Source organism: Teichococcus aerophilus (genome assembly GCF_014490485.1).
GTDB classification, from domain to species: domain Bacteria; phylum Pseudomonadota; class Alphaproteobacteria; order Acetobacterales; family Acetobacteraceae; genus Pseudoroseomonas; species Pseudoroseomonas aerophila.
The window spans coordinates 71,834-93,898 of sequence record NZ_JACTVA010000009.1; the positions used below are offsets into that span (position 1 = coordinate 71,834).

Annotated in this window: 20 protein-coding genes and 1 tRNA gene; 9 read left to right on the top strand and 12 right to left on the bottom strand. The window is 68.9% G+C overall.

The window, feature by feature from the left end; translation table 11 throughout:
* Positions 1-214: 214 nt before the first annotated feature.
* Positions 215-1,603 (top strand): PleD family two-component system response regulator, encoded by a 1,389-nt coding sequence (locus IBL26_RS07500; protein WP_187783857.1) that lies wholly within the window; start codon positions 215-217, stop codon positions 1,601-1,603.
* Positions 1,604-1,707: 104 nt separating this feature from the next.
* Here IBL26_RS07500 and rpmG read toward each other — a convergent pair whose 3' ends face one another.
* The 10 genes from rpmG to ruvX all read right to left on the bottom strand — a co-directional run bounded on the left by rpmG (position 1,708) and on the right by ruvX (position 13,651).
* Complete coding sequence (gene rpmG / locus IBL26_RS07505; protein ID WP_007438733.1) at positions 1,708-1,875, bottom strand: 50S ribosomal protein L33; 168 nt, start codon at positions 1,873-1,875, stop codon at positions 1,708-1,710.
* A 160-nt stretch (positions 1,876-2,035) separates the two neighbouring features.
* The gene (locus IBL26_RS07510; protein ID WP_187783858.1) at positions 2,036-3,568 is read right to left on the bottom strand and encodes a S41 family peptidase; all 1,533 of its coding nucleotides are present in this window, start codon (positions 3,566-3,568) and stop codon (positions 2,036-2,038) included.
* Positions 3,569-3,615: 47 nt separating this feature from the next.
* The gene (gene rnr / locus IBL26_RS07515) at positions 3,616-5,763 is read right to left on the bottom strand and encodes a ribonuclease R (RefSeq protein WP_187783913.1); all 2,148 of its coding nucleotides are present in this window, start codon (positions 5,761-5,763) and stop codon (positions 3,616-3,618) included.
* Positions 5,760-8,498 (bottom strand): type I DNA topoisomerase, encoded by a 2,739-nt coding sequence (gene topA, locus IBL26_RS07520; protein ID WP_187783859.1) that lies wholly within the window; start codon positions 8,496-8,498, stop codon positions 5,760-5,762. Before topA ends, rnr begins: the two co-directional genes overlap by 4 nt.
* Before the next feature lie 165 nt (positions 8,499-8,663).
* Positions 8,664-9,761 carry a DNA-processing protein DprA gene (gene dprA, locus IBL26_RS07525; RefSeq protein ID WP_187783860.1) on the bottom strand — a complete coding sequence of 366 codons (1,098 nt, stop codon included), beginning with the start codon at positions 9,759-9,761 and terminating at the stop codon, positions 8,664-8,666.
* A 13-nt stretch (positions 9,762-9,774) separates the two neighbouring features.
* Positions 9,775-10,359: a glycerol-3-phosphate 1-O-acyltransferase PlsY gene (gene plsY / locus IBL26_RS07530; RefSeq protein WP_187783861.1), complete on the bottom strand. Its 585-nt coding sequence runs from the start codon at positions 10,357-10,359 to the stop codon at positions 9,775-9,777.
* Entirely contained in the window at positions 10,356-11,645 is a 1,290-nt protein-coding gene (pyrC, locus tag IBL26_RS07535) for a dihydroorotase (protein ID WP_408901903.1), read from the bottom strand. Before pyrC ends, plsY begins: the two co-directional genes overlap by 4 nt.
* Entirely contained in the window at positions 11,642-12,586 is a 945-nt protein-coding gene (locus IBL26_RS07540; RefSeq protein ID WP_187783862.1) for an aspartate carbamoyltransferase catalytic subunit, read from the bottom strand. Before IBL26_RS07540 ends, pyrC begins: the two co-directional genes overlap by 4 nt.
* Positions 12,587-12,675: 89 nt before the next feature.
* On the bottom strand, positions 12,676-13,140 hold the full coding sequence (locus tag IBL26_RS07545) for a hypothetical protein (RefSeq protein ID WP_187783863.1): 465 nt from the start codon (positions 13,138-13,140) through the stop codon (positions 12,676-12,678).
* A gap of 25 nt (positions 13,141-13,165) precedes the next feature.
* Complete coding sequence (gene ruvX / locus IBL26_RS07550; RefSeq protein ID WP_187783864.1) at positions 13,166-13,651, bottom strand: Holliday junction resolvase RuvX; 486 nt, start codon at positions 13,649-13,651, stop codon at positions 13,166-13,168.
* A gap of 73 nt (positions 13,652-13,724) precedes the next feature.
* Between ruvX and gatC the strand changes: the two genes are divergently transcribed.
* The 8 genes from gatC to eutC all read left to right on the top strand — a co-directional run bounded on the left by gatC (position 13,725) and on the right by eutC (position 21,109).
* Entirely contained in the window at positions 13,725-14,024 is a 300-nt protein-coding gene (gene gatC / locus IBL26_RS07555) for an Asp-tRNA(Asn)/Glu-tRNA(Gln) amidotransferase subunit GatC (RefSeq protein ID WP_187783865.1), read from the top strand.
* 5 nt (positions 14,025-14,029) lie between these two features.
* A complete protein-coding gene (gene gatA / locus IBL26_RS07560) occupies positions 14,030-15,511 on the top strand; it encodes an Asp-tRNA(Asn)/Glu-tRNA(Gln) amidotransferase subunit GatA (protein ID WP_187783866.1) in 1,482 nt (493 codons plus the stop codon).
* Positions 15,508-16,959, top strand: a complete 1,452-nt coding sequence (gene gatB, locus IBL26_RS07565; RefSeq protein WP_187783867.1) for an Asp-tRNA(Asn)/Glu-tRNA(Gln) amidotransferase subunit GatB — start codon at positions 15,508-15,510, stop codon at positions 16,957-16,959. The genes gatA and gatB overlap by 4 nt, the downstream gene beginning before the upstream one ends.
* A gap of 118 nt (positions 16,960-17,077) precedes the next feature.
* Positions 17,078-17,707, top strand: a complete 630-nt coding sequence (locus IBL26_RS07570; protein ID WP_187783868.1) for a glutathione S-transferase family protein — start codon at positions 17,078-17,080, stop codon at positions 17,705-17,707.
* Positions 17,708-17,789: 82 nt separating this feature from the next.
* A tRNA-Ser gene (locus IBL26_RS07575) sits at positions 17,790-17,882 on the top strand.
* A 221-nt stretch (positions 17,883-18,103) separates the two neighbouring features.
* Positions 18,104-18,877 carry an SDR family NAD(P)-dependent oxidoreductase gene (locus IBL26_RS07580; protein WP_187783869.1) on the top strand — a complete coding sequence of 258 codons (774 nt, stop codon included), beginning with the start codon at positions 18,104-18,106 and terminating at the stop codon, positions 18,875-18,877.
* A 71-nt stretch (positions 18,878-18,948) separates the two neighbouring features.
* Positions 18,949-20,355, top strand: coding sequence for an ethanolamine ammonia-lyase subunit EutB (locus IBL26_RS07585; protein WP_187783870.1), 1,407 nt, complete (start codon positions 18,949-18,951; stop codon positions 20,353-20,355).
* Entirely contained in the window at positions 20,336-21,109 is a 774-nt protein-coding gene (gene eutC, locus IBL26_RS07590) for an ethanolamine ammonia-lyase subunit EutC (protein WP_187783871.1), read from the top strand. The genes IBL26_RS07585 and eutC overlap by 20 nt, the downstream gene beginning before the upstream one ends.
* A gap of 42 nt (positions 21,110-21,151) precedes the next feature.
* Here the strand turns inward: eutC and bfr are convergent, their stop codons facing one another.
* Positions 21,152-21,643: a bacterioferritin gene (bfr, locus tag IBL26_RS07595; RefSeq protein WP_187783872.1), complete on the bottom strand. Its 492-nt coding sequence runs from the start codon at positions 21,641-21,643 to the stop codon at positions 21,152-21,154.
* Positions 21,644-21,740: 97 nt separating this feature from the next.
* The gene (locus IBL26_RS07600) at positions 21,741-21,932 is read right to left on the bottom strand and encodes a (2Fe-2S)-binding protein (RefSeq protein WP_187783873.1); all 192 of its coding nucleotides are present in this window, start codon (positions 21,930-21,932) and stop codon (positions 21,741-21,743) included.
* Positions 21,933-22,065 lie beyond the last annotated feature (133 nt).

Here is a 22,065-nt window from a genome sequence, read left to right on the forward strand (position 1 = left end):
GAAACCCGGCCGCATTAAGGGTTTGGTGATATCGTTGAATGCGCCGCCGCCAGGCTATCGTGTTGTTCGATATATATTGAAGGCTTGCAAGCAGCGTCCTCGCTTGCTTGCCCCAGGGCGGTGGGGCAGGTGGAGGGAGGAGCTGAGGCAATGGGCCTCGAGGGTCTGGAGCCTCGGTCTGTTCCACACCCTCTCCGGCGGAGGATCTGGCGGTATGAGTGCGCGTATCCTGGTGGTGGATGATATCGCCGCCAATCTTCGCCTGCTGGAAGCACGCCTGAACGCTGAATATTACGAGGTGGCCCTGGCCGCGTCGGGACCCGAGGCCCTGGCGAAAGCGGCCGAATGGGCGCCGGACGTCATCCTGCTGGACGTCATGATGCCGGGGATGGATGGCTACGAGGTCTGCCGCCGCCTGAAGGCCAATCCGCTGACATCCTCCATTGCCGTCGTCATGATCACGGCGCTGGTGGACCCGGCCGAGCGGGTGCGCGGGCTGGAAGCCGGCGCCGACGATTTCCTCTCCAAGCCGGTGGACCACCCGACGCTGTTTGCCCGGCTGCGGGCCCTGCTGCGGATGAAGCAGGTGCTGGACGCCTTCCGCCTGCGGGCGGAGACGGCGCGCGACCTGGGCTTCGCGCCGGAGCCGCAGCCTTCCAACAGCGTCGCCGGCGCCGAGGCTCTGGTGGTGACCGAGGATATCAATGAGGCCGAGCTGCTGAGCAGCGTGCTCTCCGGCGACGGCGTCCAGGTGCATCTGGCGGCGGATAGCGCCACGGCCTGGACCATGCTGGCCGAAAGCAATTTCGACCTGGCGCTGCTCAGCCTCTCCCTGGATGGGGTGGGTGGGCTCCGCTTCGCCTCCCGCCTGCGGGCCCAGGCGCATACGCGGGACCTGCCGGTGCTGCTGATCGCCGACGAGGACCAGCGCCCGATGATCCTGCGCGGCTTCGACCTTGGCGCCAACGACCACGTGCAGCGCCCGGTGGACCCGAATGAACTGCGCGCCCGCGTCCGCAACCAGATCCGTCGCAAGCGCTACCAGGAGCGGCTGCGGGCCGAGCTGGACCGCTCGCTGGAGATGGCGGTGACGGATGGGCTGACCGGCCTGCGCAACCGCCGCTACATCACCAGCCACCTGGAAGGGCTGCTGCGCGCCGGTGGCGCCGCCCTGCTGATGGTGGACGTGGACCGCTTCAAGGCCGTCAACGACACCCATGGCCACGCGGCGGGGGACGAGGTGCTGCGGGAGGTGGCGCAGCGCCTGAAGCACCACCTGCGCGCCATGGACGTGGTGGCCCGCTTCGGTGGCGAGGAATTCGTCGTCGCCATGGCCGCCGCGGACGCGGCGGAAGCCATGCAGGTGGCCGAGCGGCTGCGGGAATCGCTGGTGGAGACGCCGGTGGAGCTGGACCGGATGGCACCGCTGTTCATCACCGCCAGCATCGGCGTGGCGGTCAGCCGCCCGGGAGATACGTTGAACGACCTGACCTCGGCCGCCGATGCGGCCCTGTACCGCGCCAAGGCCAAGGGCCGGAACCGCGTGGAACTGGCGGAGCCGGAGGACTGGCAGGCCCGCAGCACCGGCACCGCGACCGTCTGACGGCCCGCCCGCACCCAGGCAACCGAAACGGAAAAAGGGCCGCTCCCAAAGGGACGGCCCTGTTCCGTAGCCAGTCCTCGCCCGCGCGGGGCGGGCGAAGCGGCTTACTTGATCTTGGATTCGCGGAAGACGACGTGCTTCCGGGCGACCGGGTCGTACTTCTTGAATTCCAGCTTGTTGGTCGTGGACCGGGTGTTCTTCTTCGTGACGTAGAAGTAGCCGGTGTCAGCCGTGCTGACGAGCTTGATCAGGATCGTGTTGGACTTGGCCATGACATTCTTCCGTAGTCGCCGTGGTGCGACGCAAACTGCGCTGCTCTGGACCGGGCGATACTAGACTCCGCATTCCCGGCTAGCTTGAGGCCGCGGAAACTATACCGCCCACGGCCGTAGTCAAGCACATCCTCGATTCCCGTGTGTTTTCAGGCTGTTTTTAACGGGCGAGGGCGGTGCCGTAGGCGCCGGGGCGGTCCATCAGCACCTTCGCCACCTCGGCATCCAGTTCCCGGCCCTCGGCGGGCGGGCAGGTGTTGCGCAGGGCGGAGACCTCGCTGGCCGGCACGGGGGCCCGGGCGGCCCGCAGGCGGGCCAGTACCGCTGCCCTGGGGGCCTGGCCGGCGAAGAGCTGCGCCAGCTCCGCCTGCACCGCATCCAGCCCCAGGCTGGTGCACAGCGCCGGCTGCACGCCCAGCCCCTGTACCGGCCAGCCCAGCGGCGCCAGCACGCGGGACCAGGAGATCAGTACCTCCGCGCCGTTCGAAAGCGGCACGACGATCTGGATCAGCCCTTTGCCCAGCGTGGAGCTGCCGACTACCACGGCCCGTCCACGGTCGGACAGGGCGGCGGTGACGATCTCGGCGGAGGATGCGGTGCGCCCGTCCACCAGCACCACCACCGGGCGGCCCTGCGCCTGGTCCCGCCCCGCGGCGCGCCAGTTGCGCACCGAATCCGGGTGGCGGCCCAGGCTGCTGGCCACCGGGCCATCGGTCAGAAACAGGTCGGCTACCGACATCGCCTGCATCAGCACGCCGCCCCGGTTGCCACGCAGGTCCAGCACCACGCCACGCGGCGCCTGTGGGCCAGAGAAGGCATCCAGCAGGGCGGTGGAGAGGTCGTCCGTGGTCTGGGCGGAGAAATGGGACACGCGCAGCCACAGCAGCCCGTCCGACCGCTCGGCCCGGACCGTCTGGCTCGGCTGGCTGCTGCGGCGGAGCGAGATGGTCAGGCGCCGGTTGCCGCGCCGCAGCCCCAGCGACACCTCGGTATCGGTGTAGCCTTCCAGCAACTCGGCGGCCTCGGTGATGCGGCGGGCGGAGACCGGGTAGCCGTCGATGGAGAGCAACTGGTCGCCCTCCCGCAGCCCGGCCCGCGCCGCCGGGCCATCCGGCACGACGGAGGCGATGATGACGACGTTTCGCCGCCCGCCGGCCAGCCGCAGCCCCAGCGACGACTGGCCGACCCGGCGTTCCCGTGCCTCCAGCGCATCCTGTGCGGTGACGTAGCGGCTGTAGGGGTCCAGGTGGTTGAACAACTCGTCGAACCCGGCCTGCAGCATCCGCTCGGCCCCCGCATGGCGCAGCACGGGGGAGGCCGCCCAGGCGGCCGCGTAGAATTCCGTCAGCGTGCTCGCCAGCACGTCCGCCGGTGGCCTTGCCTCCGGGCGCGCGGCGCCTGGTGGCGTCCCGGGCTGCAGCGGCTGGGCGGGGGCCAGCAACTCGGCCAGCAGCCGGTCCCCCAGGGTCAGCCGCAGCAGGCCACTGACGACTTCGGCGCTCAGCCGAGTATCCACGGCGCCCAGGCCGCGCAGGGACCACAGGGCCAGGTCGGCGGGTGCGGCGGGCTCCAGGTGGCGTTCCAGGATGGCGGTGAAGGCCTGCTGCAAGGCTGGCTGCACCATGTTGCGCGGGAAGGGACCGTCCTGCGCACGCGCCGGCAGGCCCGCTACCAGGGACAGCAGTATCGCCACGGCCAGCCGGAGGAAGGCGGCGCGTGTCAGGGGAAGGCGCAGGACGCCTAGCGCCGCCTTGCTCCGCGCGCGGGCGGTGCGCCCTGCATGAGATGAAACACCAGGCCGCCGGTCAGCGGAGCGGCGTCGGATAGCCGCACATCGACCGCTTGGCCCAGGCTGAACACCAATCGGGTGTTTCGGCCTGAAAGCCGGCGTTCGGCCTCCTCGTGAATCCATCGATCGTCCGGCAGGGATGACAACGGCACGATTCCGCTCGCGCCGTTCTCCTCCACGGTGACGAACAGTCCGAACCGTGTCACCCCCGAAATACGCGCGGCGAATATGTTGCCAATGCGTGTTGCCATAAGGCCAGTCAGGTAGCGGTCCACCGCATCCCGCTCCGCGGCGGCGGCGCGGCGCTCGGCGCGGGTGATGCGCTCGCCGATCTCGGCGAATTCGGCGGCGTCGGCTGGCGGAATCGATTCCGGCCCCAGTTTCAGCCCACCGATCAGCGCGCGGTGCACCAGCAGGTCGGCATAGCGGCGGATGGGGCTGGTGAAGTGCGCGTAGCGGGGCAGCGCCAGGCCGAAATGCCCCAGATTCTCCGGGCTGTAGGCGGCCTGGGATTGGCCGCGCAGCACCGCCTCATGGATCAGCCGCGCCTCGGGCAGGTCCTTGGTACGGTCCAGCAACGCGGCGAAGTGGGCGGGGCGCAGCTCGCCGGCGGCGGGCAGGTCCAGTTCGAAACTGTCCAGGAACTGGCGCAGCCCTTCCAACTTCTCGTCGGAGGGCCGCTCATGCACCCGGTACATGCAGGGCTGGCCCTGCTTTTCCAGCGTCTCCGCCGCGCAGACATTGGCGGCGACCATGAATTCCTCGATCAGCCGGTGCGAGTCGAGGCGGAGGCGCGGCACCACGTCCCGCACCTGGCCGTTCTCGTCCAGCAGCACGCGGCGCTCGGGCAGGTCCAGGTCCAGCGTGCCACGCGCGTCCCGCGCCTTCTGGAGCGCGGCATAGGCGCCGAACAGCGGTGCTATGGTCTCCACCATTTCGCCACGCAGATGCGCTTCCTGCACCTGCTCGTAGGTCAGGCGGGCGGCGGAGCGCATCAGGCCACGGCCGAAGCGGTGGGTGGTCTTGGTGCCGCCGGCATCGAACCGCATGTCCACGAACAGGCAGCCGCGGTTCTCGCCCGGCTTCAGGCTGCACCATTCGTTGGAAAGCGCTTCCGGCAGCATCGGCACGACGCGGTCGGGGAAGTAGACGCTGTTGCCGCGCAGCCGCGCCTCGTCATCCAGCGCGCTGCCGGTGCGGACGTAATGCGCCACGTCGGCGATGGCGACGATGACGCGCCAGCCATCCGCCGTCGCTTCCGCCCAGACGGAGTCGTCGAAATCCCGCGCATCCTCGCCATCGATGGTGACGAGGGGGATGGGGCGAAGATCCTCACGCCCCTGCAGGTCCACGGCACCGGCGGCGTTCGCCTCGGCCAGCGCGGCGGGCGGGAAGGTGTCCGGGATGCCATGCTGGTGGACGCAAAGGATGGAAATGGCGCGCGGCGCATCCATCCGCCCCAGCCGCTCAACGATGCGGACGGGGCGCAGGCCGGGCCCGACATGGTTGATGGGTTCGGCCAGCACCAGCTCGCCCGGCTCGGCGCCGCCATCCTGGCCGGCAGGCACGGTCCATTCGGCCTTCTGGCGCTTGTCCACCGGCTGCACGCGGCCGTCCTGGTACAGCCCCAGCACGCGCGGCGCGGCTGCGGCGCCCAGGCGCTTGAAGGTGCGGCCGTCATACTTGCCGCCGCCCATGGAGCGCAGCCGGGCCATCACCCGCTCGCCCGGCGCCAGGGCGGGCTGGCCGGGGCGTTCCGGGCGCATATAGACCAGCGGCGGGCGGCCTTCGCCCAGCCACTCGACCGGGCGGGCGAGGGGGTCACCATCGGGGTCGATGCCGAAGACCTCGACCACCGCCACTTCCGGCAGCTTCTGGATGTCGCGGGCGCGGCGGCTGCCGGAGCGGGCGACGACGCCTTCCGCCTGCAACTGCCGCAGCAATTCCCGCAGGGCCGGGCGCTGCTCAACGCTCAGGCCGAAATGCCGGACGATGTCGCTCTTGCCGACATCGCCCTTGGCATCGCGCAGGAAGCGGCGAAGCTGGTCGCGTGTCGGCAGCGGCGAGGGGCCGCTGCCGTTGTCGGGCTCGCCGCTCAGGCCTTGGCCTTCGCGGCCGGGGCCTTGGCCGCCGCCTTGGGTGCGGCGGCCTTCTTGGCGGCGGGCTTCTTCGCCGCCGGCTTCTTGGCGGTGGCGGCTGCCGCCTTCTTCGGCGCTGCGGCCTTCTTCGGCTTGGCCTCGGCGCCGTCGGCGGCCGGCGTCGCGGCCGCCTTACGCGGGGCCGCCTTCTTCGCCGCGCCCTTCTTGGCACCCTTCGGCGGCAGCTTCTTGCCCTTCTCGGCCAGCAGCGCCACGGCCTGATCGAGGGTGATCTCCTCCATCGTCAGGTTGCGCGGCAGGCTGGCCACGAAGCCATTATGCTGCGCGAAGGGACCGAAGCGACCCTTCTTGACCTCCACCGGCTCCCCGTCCTTCGGGTGGGGGCCCATGGAGCGCACGCGCGCCGCCGCATCCGCCAGCAGGGAGACGGCACGGTTGATGCCGATGCTGAGGACGTCATCGTCCTTGTCGATCGACTTGAAGATGCTGCCCATCTTCACGTAGGGGCCGAAGCGGCCGATGGCGGCGGTGATCTCGTCGCCGCTTTCCGGATGCAGGCCGATGACCCGCGGCAGGGAGAGCAGGGCGAGCGCCCGTTCCAGGGTCAGCGTCTCCGCATCCATGCCGCGCGCCAGGCTGGTGCGCTTGGGCTTGGTCGGCTTGCCCTTGGCATCGGTGCCGCCCTCGCCGAGCTGCACATAGACGCCGTAGGGGCCGCGCCGCAGCGTGACATCCTGGCCGCTGACCGGGTCCACGCCCAGTTCCTTCATGCCGCCGGCCAGGCCGCCGGCTTCCGCCTCGCCCTCACCACCCGGTACCGTCAGCGGGCGGGTGTAGCGGCACTCGGGGTAGTTGGAGCAGCCGATGAAGGCGCCGTTCCGCCCCAGCCGCAGGCCCAGCCGGCCATTGGCGCAGGAGGGGCAGGCGCGCGGGTTGCCGCCATCTTCCTGCTGCGGGAAGAAGTGCGGGCCCAGCTCCTCGTCCAGCGCGTCGATGACGGCGCTGATGGTCAGGTCCTTGGTGGCGCCGACGGCGGCGTTGAACTCTTCCCAGAAGGCGCGCATCACCGCGCGCCAGTCGGCCCGGCCGCCGGAGATGTCGTCCAGCTGCTCCTCAAGCCCCGCGGTGAAGTGCGGGTCCACGTAGCGCTCGAAGAACGAGACGAGGAAGGTCGTGACCAGCCGGCCACGGTCCTCCGGCACGAAGCGCCGCTTGTCGATCTTCACGTAGTCGCGGTCCTGCAAGGTCTGCAGGATGGAGGCGTAGGTGGAGGGGCGGCCGATGCCGAGCTCCTCCATCTTCTTCACCAGCGACGCTTCCGAATAGCGCGGCGGCGGCTGGGTGAAGTGCTGGTCGGCCTGGGCGGCGGTCAGCTTCGCTGGGTCGTCCTGGCGCATCGGCGGCAGGGTGCGGCCTTCCTCGTCGTCACCGGCGCTGTCATCCACATCCTCGCGGTACAGCTTCAGGAAGCCGTCGAAGGCGATGACGCTGCCGGTGGCGCGCAGCTTGGACTTGCCGGCGGCATCGGCGAGGTCCACGGCGGTCTGGTCCAGCTCGGCGGACTGCATCTGGCTGGCGACGGCGCGCTTCCAGACCAGCTCGTACAGCCGGCGCTGCTCGGGCGAGAGGAAGCGGGCGACGTCCTCCGGCCGGCGGCTGACATCGGTCGGGCGTACGGCCTCGTGCGCCTCCTGGGCGTTCTTGGCCTTGGAGGAATATTCGCGCGGCGCGGCCGGGATGTAGTCGGGGCCGAAGCTCTCCTTCACATGGTCGCGGATGGCGAACATCGCCTCCCGCGCCATCTGCACGCCGTCCGTACGCATGTAGGTGATCAGGCCGACCGTCTCGCCCTGGATGTCCACGCCCTCGTACAGCTGTTGCGCCAGGCGCATGGTCTGCTGCGCGCCGAAGCCCAGCTTGCGCGAGGATTCCTGCTGCAGGGTGGAGGTGGTGAAGGGCGGCGGCGGATTGCGGCGGACGCGCTTCTTCTCGACCGTGGCGACGGAGAAACTGCCACCCTCGACCGTCTTCTTCGCATGCTGGGCCGCGGCCTCGTTCGACAGGTCGAACTGGTCGAGCTTCTTGCCTTCGAGATGCGTCAGCCGGGCATGGAACGGCGCGCCGTTGACGGTGAGGAACTTGCCCTCGACCGTCCAGTACTCGCGCGCTTTGAAGACCTCGATCTCGGCTTCCCGCTCGCAGATCAGCCGCAGCGCGACGGACTGCACGCGGCCGGCGGAGCGGCTGCCCGGCAGCTTGCGCCACAACACGGGGGAGAGGGTGAAGCCCACCAGGTAGTCCAGCGCGCGGCGGGCCAGATAGGCCTCGATCAGCGGCGTATCCAGGTCGCGCGGATGCGCCAGGGCGTACTGCACGGCGCGCTTGGTGATCTCGTTGAAGGTGATCCGGTGGACCTCGACGCCCTTCAGCGCGCCCTTCGCCCGCAGCATCTCCTGCACGTGCCAGGAGATGGCCTCGCCCTCGCGATCCGGATCGGTGGCGAGGAACAGGCGCTTGGCCCCCTTCATCGCCTTGGCGATGGCGGCCACCTGTTTCTCGCCCCGGTCCTCGCTGGACCAGTCCATGGCGAAGTCCTCATCCGGGCGCACGCTGCCGTCCTTGGCAGGGAGGTCCCGCACATGGCCGAAGCTGGCGAGGACGGTGAAGTCCTGGCCCAGATACTTGTTGATGGTCTTCGCCTTGGCCGGCGATTCGACGACGACGACGTCGGTCATGGCAGGTGTCGCGTGCTCTCTCTGGCCACGATGAGGGCGGGCCGGACCCAGGCGGGATAACGCTTCGGCCCCTTCCGCGTCCCCCATGGGCAGCGGTCAGAACCCAAGCCTATTTCTACTCACGTGATTCTCGCCCCAGGCCCGGACAGCCTCCGACGATCACGTTCAATCGCTGCGGACGACCCGGTTGCCGGTGAGGGTTTCGATTCGCCCCTCCAGCTCCAAATCCAGCAGGATACCCTGCACCGCAGCAGCGGAGAGGTGGCAGCGCCGGAGCAACTCGTCAACAGTGACTGGACTGTTGCCTATTAAATCAAGCAGTTGCGCGGCGTCGGATACGGCCCCCCGCGGCGTTTCCGGCTTTTCGGGCGCTGTGGGGAGGGGTTTCGGGCGGTACAGAACCGGCTCGCGCGGCGCATCCGGCAGGTGCTGGAGGATGTCCTCCACCCCGCCCGCGAGGTGCGCGCCCTGGCGGATGAGGTCGTTGGAGCCGGCGCAGCGTGGGTCCAGCGGGCTGCCGGGCACGGCGAACACCTCGCGCCCCGCTTCCAGCGCCAGGCGGGCGGTCATCAGCGTGCCGGACCGGTAGGCGGCCTCCACCACCACCACGCCCAGGCTGAGACCGGCGATGATGCGGTTGCGGCGGGGGAAGTGGCGGGCGATGGGCGCGGTGCCCAGCGGCGCTTCCGCCACCACGGCGCCGGCCTCGGCCAGTGCGGATTGCAGCCCGGCATGCTCGGGCGGGTAGGCGACGTCGATGCCACCCGGCACCACGCCGACGCTCTGCCCGGCGCGCAGCGCGCCTTCATGCGCCGCGCCATCGATGCCGCGCGCGAGGCCGGAGGTGACGACGATGCCCTGCGCCGCCAGCGCCTCCGCCAGTTCCGCCGCCATGCGACGCCCGAGGGCGGAGGCGTTGCGGGCGCCGACGATGGCGACCTGGCGCTCATGCAGGCAATCGGCGTCGCCCACCACGGCCAGTAATGGCGGCGCATCCTCCAGCAGGGCCAGCAAGGGCGGGTAGTCGTCCTCGCCCCAGACCAGGAAGCGGCCGCCCATGGCGTCCAGCTTCTCCAGCTCCGCCTCGGCGGCGGCGGCCGGGAAGGGGGTGAAGGGGGCGCCACGGCGGGAAGCATGGCCCGGCAGCGCCGCGAGCGCGGCGGAGGCGGTGCCGTACTGGCCCAGCAGGCGGCGCCAGGTGAGCGGGCCGATCCCCTCGGTCCGCGTCAGGCGCAGCAGGGCGAGGGTCTCGGCCTGGCTCACTTGCCCACCCTGGTCACTTGCTCTTGCCGATCCTTGGCTCGGTGCCGGCCAGCAGGCGGCGGATATTGTCCTGGTGGCGCCAGATGATCAGCAGCACCAGCACCAGGGCGAAGCCGGCCAGCCGCAGATCGCCGGAGATCAGTGCGATGACCGGCGCGCAGGCGCAGGCCGTCAGCGCGGAGGCGGAGGAGATGCGCGTGACCTTGGCCATCACCACCCAGATCAGCGCGCAGATCAGGCCGATCCACCAGCTGGCGGCCAGCAGCACGCCGGCGCCGGTGGCGACACCCTTGCCGCCCTTGAAACCCAGCCAGACCGGGAAAATGTGGCCCAGCAGCGCGGCGATGCCGGCAATGAGCCCGGCATCCCGGCCCCACAGCCAGCCCAGCAGGAGCACGGGGATGGCGCCCTTCAGCGCATCCAGCAACAGGGTGGCGGCGGCCACCTTCTTATTGCCGGTGCGCAGAACGTTGGTGGCGCCGATATTGCCGCTGCCAATGCTGCGGATATCGCCCAGCCCTGCCGCACGCGTCAGCAGCAGCCCATAGGGCACCGAGCCGGACAGATAGCCGATGACGGCGGCCAGAAGCGGGATCACCCGAACACCCGCTTGCCGGCCTTCCAGGTGCCCATCACGCGGCCTTCCAGTGGCCGGCCGTCGAAGGGCGAGTTCTGCGCCTTGCCGGGCAGCTTGCCTGCCTCGACCTTCCAGCCGCGCTCCAGGTCGAACATCACCAGGTCGGCAGGGGCGCCGCGGGTCAGGCGGCCGGTCTCCAGCCCCAGCAGCGTGGCGGGCTTGCAGGTCAGCAGCGCCAGCGCGTCCAGCAGCGAGAGGTCGCCGCCATGCACCCGCGCCAGCGTGACCCCCAGCACCGTGGCCAATCCGGCGCCGCCGGCGGCGGCCTGGGCGAAGGGCAGGCGCTTATCATCCGCATCGCGCGGCTGGTGGTCGGAGGCGATGGCGTCGATCGTGCCATTCTGCAGCGCCGCGACCACGGCCAGCCGGTCCTCCTCCCGCCGCAGCGGCGGGGAGAGCTTGGCATAGGTGCGGAAATCGCCGATCGCCGTCTCGTTCAGGTCGAAATACGGGGGCGCGGTATCGCAGGTGACGCGCAGCCCTTCATCCTTCGCCTGCCGGATGAGATCCAGCGCCGCGCCGGTGGAGACATGGGCGAAATGCACATGGCCCTTGGTGATGCGGGCGAGGGCGATGTCCCGCGCCACCATCATGGATTCGGCGGCGGGGTGGATGCCGGCCAGGCCCATGCGGCTGGCCATCTCGCCCTCGGTGGCGACGCCGCCGCGGGCAAGATCCGGCTCCTCCGGATGCTGCACGATGAAGCTGCCGAAGGCGCGGGCGTAGGAGAGCGCCAGCCGCATGACGCGGGCATTGCCGATGGCGTGGGTGCCATCGGTGAAGGCGATGGCACCGGCCTCCTTCAGCAGGCCGAACTCGGACAGGTCCTTGCCGGCGCAGGCGCGGGTGGCGGCGCCATAGGGCAGGATGGAAAGGCTGCCCAGCGCCTCCCCCCGCCGCCACACATATTGCAGCAGGGCGGGGTCATCGAGCGGCGTCTCAGTATCCGGCAGGGCGCAGAGGGTGGTGATGCCGCCCGCCGCCGCCGCTTCCGCCGCGCTGTCGATAGTCTCGCGGTACTCGTTGCCGGGCTCGCCCAGGCTGGCACGCAGGTCGATCAGCCCGGGGGCCAGCACGGCGCCGCCGCAATCCACCACCGTGGCGCCATCCGGCACGCCGAGCGAGCCGCCATGGTCCGCGATCAGCCCCCGGCTGACCAGCAGGCTACCGGGCGAGTCGAGACCGGAGGCCGGGTCCAGCAACCGGGCATTGGTGAACAGGATGTCGGGGGAGGAAAAGGGCATCATGGCCGGGCGTTCCGCCGCAGGTTGCGGGAGAGGATGTCGAGCACCGCCATGCGGACGGCGACCCCCATTTCCACCTGTTCGCCGATGACGCTGCGGACCGGGTCGTCCGCCACGGCGCTGTCGATCTCGACGCCACGGTTCATCGGGCCCGGATGCATGACAATGGCATCCGGCTTGGCGACGGCGAGCTTGGCGGCATCCAGCCCGAAGAAGCGGAAATACTCGCGGGCGGAGGGGACGAGGCCGCCGGCCATCCGTTCCTTCTGCAGGCGCAGCATCATCACCACGTCGGCGTCGCGCAGGCCGGTCTTCATGTCGTGGAACACTTCCACGCCCATGCGCTCCACCTCGGCGGGCAGCAGGGTCGGCGGGGCGACGACGCGCACCCGGCAGTTCATCGCGGAGAGCAGGTGGATGTTGCTGCGCGCCACCCGGCTGTGCAGCACGTCGCCGCAGATGGCGACCACCAGATTCTCCAGGCTGCCCTTGTGGCGGCGGATGGTCAGCGCATCCAGCAGCGCCTGGGTCGGGTGCTCGTGCGTGCCGTCACCGGCATTGATGACCGCCGCATCCACCTTCTGGCTCAGCAGGGCGGGCGCTCCGGACTGGGCGTGGCGCACCACCAGCAGATCGCAATGCATGGCATTGAGGGTGGAGGCGGTGTCGAGCAGCGTCTCCCCCTTGTTCACGCTGGACTGGCTGACGGACATGTTGATCACGTCCGCGCCCAGGCGCTTGCCGGCCAGTTCGAAGCTGGTGCGGGTGCGGGTGCTGTCCTCGAAGAACAGGTTGATGAGCGTCCGGCCCTTGAGCTGGTCCCGCTGCGTCTTTCCGCTGCGGTTCAGGAGGGCATAGGATTCAGCCAGATCCAGCAGATCGGCGATGTATGGCGGCTCCAGCCCCTGAAGGGCGAGGAGATGCCGGTGCGGATATGCGATCATGTGGGACCAGTCCGGCTAGAGGCGGGGGACCATAACGGGGGTGCCGCCGCGCCGGAAGGGGCTGTCTGAACCGCCGGCGTCGCCTGTGCCTATCCAGCCTGTTCGCCGGCGTACTGCTTCAACAGCGCGACCGGGGCGAAGGGGGCGGGCCAGAGGAGGAGGCGGTAGTGGTCGTCGCCTTCCAGGCCGTCCTCGCTCAGCGTGCCCAGCCGGCCGAAACAGGCCCGGACCCGGTAGGTCCCCGGCGGAAGCGGGATGATGTCGACCGAACCGCCCGTGCATTCGTGGATTTCCAGCTGCCCCGAGGGCAGTTCCAGGCTGGCCTCCGCGACATGGTCCCAGCCGTCCAGCGGCTCATCGGGCGGCGCGTCACAAAGGTCCAGCTGCACCGGCACGTCCATGTCGCGCTCCGGCTGGATCACCACCACGAAGGGCGCGGCCTTGATGCGGCGTGTGGTGTCCTCCTCGCTGTAGTCGGTCGGCGCTTCGGGGGAGGTGCCGTGGTCCCAGAGGTAGAACTGGTGGTAGTCCGCGAAGATCCTGTACTGCCGCATCGTCGTGCTCCCTCGGTGCGGCCCCTCAGGGGGCTTTGCCCTCGCGGCCCGCGGCCGTGGCGTCCAGCGCCGCCTGCAGCATGTAGGCGGCGGCCGCCGCGTCCACGACCTGGGCGCGCTTGGCGCGGGTCATGTCCGCTTCCTGGATCAGCATGCGGTTGACGGCGGAGGAGGAGAGGCGTTCATCCCACAGTGCCGCCGGCAGGCCGGTGGCGTCCGAGAGCGCGATGGCCCAGTCCTTGGCCGCCTGCGCGGCGGGGCCGAAGCTGCCATCCATGCCCAGCGGCAGGCCGACCACCAGGCCGCCGGCGCCTTCCTTCTTCGCGATGGCCATGATTTCGGCCGCGTTGACGGCCAGCTTGGCCCGGGCCATGCCCTTGTACGGGCTGGCCAGCATCAGCAGCACGTCGGAGAGCGCGATGCCCACGGTGCGCTTGCCGGGGTCCAGCCCGATCAGCCGCTGGTCGCGGGTCAGGCCGGCACGAAGGTCGCTCAGGTTGAACAAGGGCATGGCGGCCTTTATGGTCCGCCCCCGTTCGCGTGCCAACACGACCGATCATCCACTACCGGAAGAAGAACACAGAATGTCGCTCGACACCGCCACTGTCCGGCGCGTCGCGTCCCTTGCCCGCATCAGGGTCGAGGAAGACGAGCTGCCGCGCCTCCAGTCCGAACTGAATGGCATCCTTGGCTGGATCGAGCAGTTGCAAGCGGTCAATACCGACGGCGTGGAGCCGATGGCCGGTGGCGGCACCCAGGCGCTGCGCCTGCGGGAGGACCGCGTGACCGATGGCGGCATCCAGCAGCAGGTGCTGGCCAATGCGCCCGATGCTGGGCCCGAGGGGGCGGCCGTCTTTTTCAGCGTCCCGAAGGTGGTGGAGTAAGCCGCATGACCGCCCCGACCGATTTCACCATTGCCGAGGCCCGGACCGCGCTGGCCAAGCGCGAGCTGAGCGCCACCGAGCTGACCCAGGCCCATCTCTTGACCATCGAGGCGCTGAACCCGCGCCTGAACGCCTACATCACCGTGACGCCCGAGGTGGCGCTGCAGCAGGCCAAGGCCGCCGACGCCGCGTTGGCGAAGGGCGAGGCCGGACCGCTGACCGGCATTCCGCTGGCCATCAAGGACCTGTTCTGCACCGCCGGCACCCGCACCACGGCGGCCAGCAAGATCCTGGGCAATTTCGTGCCGCCCTATGAGAGCACCGTGACCGCCAACCTGCTGCGGGATGGCGCCGTGTTCCTGGGCAAGGCGAACCTGGACGAGTTCGCCATGGGTTCCTCCAACGCCACCTCAGCCTTCGGCGGCGTCGAGAACCCCTGGAAGCGTACGGGCGACGACACCGTGCTGGTGCCTGGCGGTTCCTCCGGCGGCTCGGCCGCGGCGGTGGCCGCGCGGCTGGCGCTGGGCGCGACGGCGACCGATACCGGCGGTTCCATCCGCCAGCCGGCGGCGTTCTGCGGCATTGCCGGCATCAAGCCGACCTATGGCCGTGTCTCCCGCTTCGGTACGGTGGCCTTCGCCTCCTCGCTGGACCAGGCGGGGCCGATGGCCCGCACGGTGGAGGATTGCGCCATCCTGCTCGGTTCCATGGCCGGCTTCGACCCGAAGGATTCCACCAGCGCCCAGATGGCGGTACCGGATTTCGCCGCCGCCTGCGCGCGGGGCGTGAAGGGGCTGCGCATCGGCATCCCCAAGGAATACCGGGTGCCGGGCATGCCAGCCGAGATCGAGGCACTGTGGCAGCAGGGCATCGCCATGCTGAAGGATGCCGGCGCCGAGCCGGTGGAGATCAGCCTGCCGCACACCCAGTACGCGCTGCCGACCTATTATATCGTGGCGCCGGCCGAGGCGTCCTCCAACCTCGCCCGCTATGACGGCGTGCGGTTCGGACTGCGCGAGGAAGGGTCCGATTTGAAGGACCTGTATGAGCGGACCCGCCGGGCCGGCTTCGGCGACGAAGTGCGCCGCCGCATCCTGATCGGCACCTACGTGCTCAGCGCTGGCTACTACGACGCCTACTACCTGAAGGCGCAGAAGGTGCGGGCGCTGATCAAGCGCGATTTCGACGAGGCCTGGGGCAAGGTGGACGCCATCCTGGCGCCGGCCACGCCCTCCGCCGCCTTCGGGCAGGGCGAGATGCAGGACGATCCTGTGGCGATGTATCTGATCGATGTGTTCACGGTGACGGCCAACCTGGCTGGCATTCCCGGCCTGACGGTGCCGACCGGGCTGGATTCCAAGGGCCTGCCGCTGGGGTTGCAGATCCTCGGCAAGCCGTTCGATGAGGAAACCGTCTTCGCCGTCGGCAGTGCGCTGGAGCGCGCCGCCAACTTCACCGCCACCCCGTCCGTGAGGGCCGCGGCATGAGCTACACGCTGGAAGGTGCCACCGGCACTTGGGAAGTCGTCATCGGGCTGGAAGTGCACGCCCAGGTGACGTCGAACGCCAAGTTGTTCAGCGGGGCGGCGACCGAGTTCGGCGCCGAGCCGAACAGCCAGGTCAGCTTCGTCGATGCCGGCTTTCCTGGCATGCTGCCTGTCATCAATGGCGAGTGCGTGGCGCAGGCCGTGCGCACGGGGCTGGGGCTGAACGCGCAGATCAATCTGTGGTCGCGCTTCGACCGCAAGAACTACTTCTACGCCGACCTGCCACAAGGCTACCAGATCAGCCAGTTCGAGTTCCCTATTATCGGGACTGGCGAGATCGAGATTCAGCTGGCCGACGGTAGCGTCAAGAATATCGGCATCACGCGCCTGCACCTGGAACAGGATGCCGGCAAGTCGCTGCACGACCAGCATCCGACCAAGAGCTACATCGACCTGAACCGGTCCGGCGTGGCGCTGATGGAGATCGTCTCCGAGCCCGACCTGCGTTCGCCGGAGGAAGCCGGCGCGTATCTGACGAAGCTGCGGCAGATCCTGCGCTACCTTGGCACCTGCGATGGCAACATGGAGCAGGGCTCGCTGCGCGCGGACGTGAACGTCTCGGTCCGCAAGGCGGGCGAGGGGTTCCGCACGCGGTGCGAGGTGAAGAACGTCAATTCCATCCGCTTCGTCATGCAGGCGGTGGAAGCCGAGGCGCGCCGGCAGATCGAGGTCTGGGAAGCCGGCGAGGAAGTCGTGCAGGAAACCCGCCTGTTCGACACGTCGCGCGGCGTCACCCGCTCCATGCGCTCGAAGGAAGATGCGCATGACTACCGCTACTTCCCCGACCCGGACCTGCCGCCGCTGGTGCTGGATGCCGCCTGGGTGGAGCAGCTGAAGGCCGGCCTGCCGGAGCTGCCGGACGCCCGCCGCGCCCGCTATGTCGGCGATTACGGGCTGACGCCCTATGACGCGCATGTGCTGACGCTGGAGAAGGAGACCGCCGCCTTTTACGAGAGCGTGGCCGAGGGGCGTGACCCGAAGATGGCGGCCAACTGGCTGACCGGCGATTTCTTCGCCGGACTCAACCGGACCGGCCACAGCATCGGCGATTCGCCCGTCAGCGCCGCGCATCTTGGCGAGCTGCTGGACCTGATCAAGGACAACACCCTTTCCGGCAAGCTGGCGAAGGAGGTGCTGGAGGCGATGTTCGAGACCGGCAAGGCGCCGTCCGTGCTGGTCGAGGAGCGTGGCCTGAAGCAGGTGACAGATACCGGCGCGATCGAGGCGATCATCGACGAGGTGATGGCCAAGAACGCGGACAAGGTGGCTGAGTACCGCAGCGGCAAGGACAAGCTGTTCGGCTTCTTTGTCGGCCAGACGATGAAGGCGATGCAGGGCAAGGGTAACCCCACCCTGGTGAACGACCTGCTGAAGCAGAAGCTGGCCTGAGGCCAGGGGCTGAAGCAGAAGCTGGCCTGAGGCCAGGGGCTGAAGCAGAAGCTGGCCTGAGGCCAGAGACCGTGCGACGCTTCCGTTCCTGGATAATCCGGAACGGAAGCGCCACGGCATGATCACGCTCTACACCTACAACACGCCCAACGGCCGCAAGATCAGCGTGGCGTTGGAGGAGATGGGCCTGCCCTACGAGGTCAAGGTCATTGACATCACCAAGGGCGAGCAATTCTCCCCTGATTTCCTGAAGATCGCTCCCAACAACAAGATCCCGGCCATCGTCGATTCCGATGGGCCGGATGGGCAGCAGATCAGCGTGTTCGAATCGGGCGCCATCCTCATCTACCTGGCCGAGAAGACCGGCAAGTTCCTGCCAGCCGATATGCGCGGCCGCGTGCCCGTCATGGAATGGCTGATGTGGCAGATGGCGGGCTTCGGGCCGATGCCGGGGCAGGTGCATTTCTTCCTGGGCCAGCCGGAGGGGCCCGCCCGCGATTTCGGGCTGGAGCGCTACAGCAAGGAAACCCGCCGCCTGTACGGTGTGCTGGACAAACAGCTGGCCGGCCAGGACTTCGTGGCGACGAAGGGCGAGCCCAGCATCGCCGATTTCGCCATCCTGGGCTGGGCCTGGCGGCACGAGCGGCACAAGGTGGACCTGGCAGATTTCCCCGCCGTCGGCGCCTGGTATGCCCGGATGCTGGCCCGGCCGGCGGTCGCGAAAGGCCTTGAGGTCAAGCTCGCCTGAATCGTCGCCATTCGCATTTGACGAACCCCTCCGCCGCCGCTAGAAGCACGCCTGCATACGTCGTGTAACTTCAAAGCCCTGCGGAGGGGTGGCCGAGTGGCCGAAGGCGGCGGTTTGCTAAACCGTTAAAGGGAGATAATCCCTTTCGTGGGTTCGAATCCCATCCCCTCCGCCACTTTCCTTCTTTTTGCTGCGAAGTCGCCAAGCCGCCCCGCTCGGCGGGCTTGTCGTGGTTTGCCGGCCTGCGTGTTTCAGGCCAGGGCTGCGCCTTGAGCGCCGCCGCTGCCGCCCCGCATGAACGGACCTTCACAATCAGTCCGGATGCCGCAGAATGGGCCGCAGCGCTCAAGGCCCGTGGCGTCTGAACGGCCCGGCCGGCGGGAAGGAGACATCGCCATGTTCCAAGACCTGAAGGGCCGCCGCGTCCTCATCACCGGCTCCACGCTCGGCATCGGCCTGGCGGCGGCGGAAGCCTTCGTGCGGATGGGGGCGAAGGTGGGGCTGAACGGCCGCCGCGTGCCGGCAGATATCGAGGCCACGCTGGCCCGCCTGAACGCGCTGGAAGGGGAGGCCGCCTTCTTCCAGGCCGATGTGGGGACGGAGCAGGGGGCCACCGCCCTTGTCGCCGATTTCGTCGCGCGGTTCGGCGGCATCGATGTGCTGGTCAATAATGCCGGCGGGCTGGTGGCGCGCAAGAAGCTGCCGGACATCGACACGGATTTCTTCCATGCGGTGCTGGACGTCAATGCCCTCTCGGCGGTGATGGTGACGCGGGAGGCGTTGCCGCATCTGAAGGCCTCGGCGCAGGGCGGGCAGAGCAGCTCGGTCATCCTGGTGGGCTCGGTTGCCGGTGATGTCGGTGGCGGGCCGGGCGCGGCGCTCTACGGCGCGGCCAAGGCCTGGTTGCACAACGTGCAGAAGAACTGGGTGAACTTCCACAGCGCCGACGGCATCCGCTTCAACACCGTCTCCCCCGGCACCATCGATACCGCCTTCCATGCCGACAAGTCGGAGGAGGTGAAAGCGAAGATCGGTGCCGGCATTCCGCTGGGGCGGCTGGGGCGGCCGGAGGAATGCGCGCCCGCCTTCCTGTTTCTCGCCTCCCATGCGTGCAGTGGCTACATGACTGGGCAGATTCTCAACGTGAATGGCGGCCAGTTCATGCCGTAGGGCGCATCGCGCCGTTGCGGTGCCGGTGGCGGCTGTTAGGCTTCCACCGGACGAAGGAACGGAGCGACGCGATGGGCCGGTATGCCAGCGACTTCCGGGGAGAACGCCACGTCTTCCGCGACTTGGCCGAGCTGCTGGCCAAGGCGTCGCCCCGCCGCTCCGGCGACGAACTGGCCGGGCTGGCGGCGGAGAGTGACGCCCAACGCGTCGCCGCCCGCGCGGTGCTGGCCGACCTGCCGCTGACGCGCTTTCTGGAAGAGCCCCTCATCCCTTACGAGGAGGATGAGGTGACGCGGCTGATCCATGACAGCCACGACGCAGCCGCCTTCGCCCCGGTGCGCCACCTGACGGTGGGCGGCCTGCGGGACTGGCTGCTCTCCTACGACGCCACGCCGGGGGTCCTGGCGGCGCTGGCGCCCGGCCTGACGCCGGAAATGGTCGCCGCCGTGTCCAAGCTGATGCGGAACCAGGACCTGATCTCGGTCGCCAGCCGCTGCCGCGTCACCACCGCATTCCGTAGCACCATCGGCCTGCCCGGGCGGCTCTCCACCCGCCTGCAGCCCAACCACCCGACGGACGATTTGCGCGGCATCGCCGCCGCCACACTGGACGGGCTGCTTTACGGTACGGGGGATGCGGTGATCGGCATCAACCCGGCGACGGACAGCGTGCCCAACTGCATCGCGTTGCTGGAAATGCTGGACGGGCTGCGGGAGCGCCACGACATCCCGACCCAGACCTGCGTGCTGACGCATGTGACCAACGCCATCCGCATCATGGAGCGAGGCGCGCCGGTCGACCTCGTCTTCCAGTCCATCGCGGGGACGGAGGCGGCCAATCGCGGCTTCGGCGTCGACCTGGCGGTGCTGCGGGAAGCGCGGGAAGCCGCGCTTGCGCTGAAGCGCGGCACGGTGGGGCAGGACGTCATGTATTTCGAGACGGGGCAGGGTGCGGCGCTCTCCGCCGACGCGCATCATGGGCTGGACCAGCAGACAGTGGAAACCCGGGCCTATGCGGTGGCGCGCGCCTTCTCGCCCCTGCTGGTGAACACGGTGGTCGGCTTCATCGGGCCGGAATATTTGTATGACGGCAAGCAGATCATCCGTGCCGGGCTGGAGGACCATTGCTGCGCCAAGCTGCTCGGCGTGCCGATGGGCGTGGACGTCTGCTACACCAACCATGCCGAGGCCGACCAGGACGACATGGATACGCTGATGACGCTGCTGGCCGTTGCCGGCACCAGCTTCATCATCACCGTGCCAGGCGCCGACGACGTGATGTTGAACTACCAGAGCGGTTCCTTCCACGACGCGCTGTACCTGCGCTCCGTCCTCGGCCGTCGCGCCACGCCGGAGTTCGAGGCATGGCTGGAGCGGATGGACATGACCGACCGTGTGGGCCGCATCCGCCAGTTCGCACCGCAGGAAGGCGCAATGCGGCGGCTGCTGTCGGGCCAGGATGAATCCCTTGCCCTCTGACCTGCCGCAGAACGACCCCTGGCGCGGACTACGCCGCTCCACCCCCGCGCGGATCGGCCTGGGTCGGGCAGGGGATGCCCTGCCGCTGGAGGCGGTGCTGGATTTCCAACTGGCGCATGCCCGCGCGCGGGATGCGGTGCACACGCCGCTGGACCTCGCCGCGCTGGCCGACGGGCTGGAGGGGCTGGACCACGTCTCGGTCCGCAGCCAGGCAGCCGATCGTGGCACCTATCTGCGTCGCCCGGACCTGGGCCGGCGGCTGGACCCCGCCTGCGCGGTGGACCTGCCGGCTGGCGGGTGGGATGCGGTGTTCGTGCTAGCGGATGGGCTCTCGGCCAAGGCCGTGCAGCTTCATGCCGTACCGCTGCTGCGCTCCGTTTTAGTAAAGCTACCGGGCTGGCGGATTGCCCCTGTGGTGCTGGCCAGCCAGGCCCGCGTCGCGCTGGGAGACGATATCGGCGGTGCGCTGGGGGCCACGCTCTGCGCCATGCTGATTGGCGAGCGGCCGGGCCTCAGCGTCGCCGATAGCCTCGGCGTGTACCTGACCTACGGGCCGCGAACCGGGCGGCGGGATTCCGAGCGGAACTGCATCTCCAACATCCATCCCTCCGGCGGCCTGACCTACGAGATGGCGGCGACCAAGCTGGCCTGGCTGATGACGGAAGCCCGCCAGCGCCGGCTGACCGGCGTGGACCTGAAGGATGACGCGGCCATCCTACCCGCGGCGGCGGAGCCGAAGGCGATCGAAGGTTAGAAGCTAGCCCCGGCCGCGCGAGGCGGCCGGGGCTGGGTGGGTTCAGGCCTTGCCCTGGTCCGGCGCGGCGTCGCTGTTCAGGCGAATGTAGTCGGACAGGCCGATCTGCTCGATCAGCTTGAACTGCGTGTCCACGAAGTCGGCGTGATGCTCCTCATCCACCAGGATGCGCATCATCAGGTCGCGGGAGACGAAGTCGCGCACCGCCTCGCAATGGGCGATGCCATCGCGCAGGTCGTTGATCGCCTTTTCTTCCAGCTTCTGATCGCACTTGAGAATCTCGCCCACATCCTGGCCGATCAGGATCTGGTTGAGGCGCTGCACATTGGGCAGGCCGCCGAGGAACAGGATGCGGGAGATCAGCTCATCCGCATGCTTCATTTCCTCGATCGATTCGGCGTATTCATGCTTGCCAAGCTTGGTCACGCCCCAGTCGTCCAGCATGCGGGCATGCAGGAAATACTGGTTGATCGCAGTCAGCTCATTAGTGAGCTGAATGTTCAGGTATTCGATGACCTTGGGGTCGCGCAGCATGACATGCTCTCCGTCTCTGTCTGGAGCGGAAAGTGGAGAAGCGTGAGCTCTCCGTCAAGTCATTGTTTTTGCATGAGAATGCGACTGCGAGACGGTCTCAATCGCCGGCGGAAGCCTGCTCCGCACCCGCCGGCTGGTCCCGGATGATGGAAAGCATGGTGCCGGTGCAGCAGCCGCATTGCGCGTTGCAATTGCAAGCGGCGTAAACGTCCTTGGGTCGCTGCGCCCCACCCGCGATGGCGTCGCGGATCTGGGTATCGGTCAGGGCATTGCAGAGGCAGACATACATGTCGTTTGAGCCGCATCGCTGATCGGGATGCGACTGATAACCGCTCGCAGAATCAGTTGCAACTGGTTCTTAGTAACAGCGATGGTGTGCGTGTTGGCGCGCCCGCAAAGGGGGGCGGACGGCCCAGCGACGT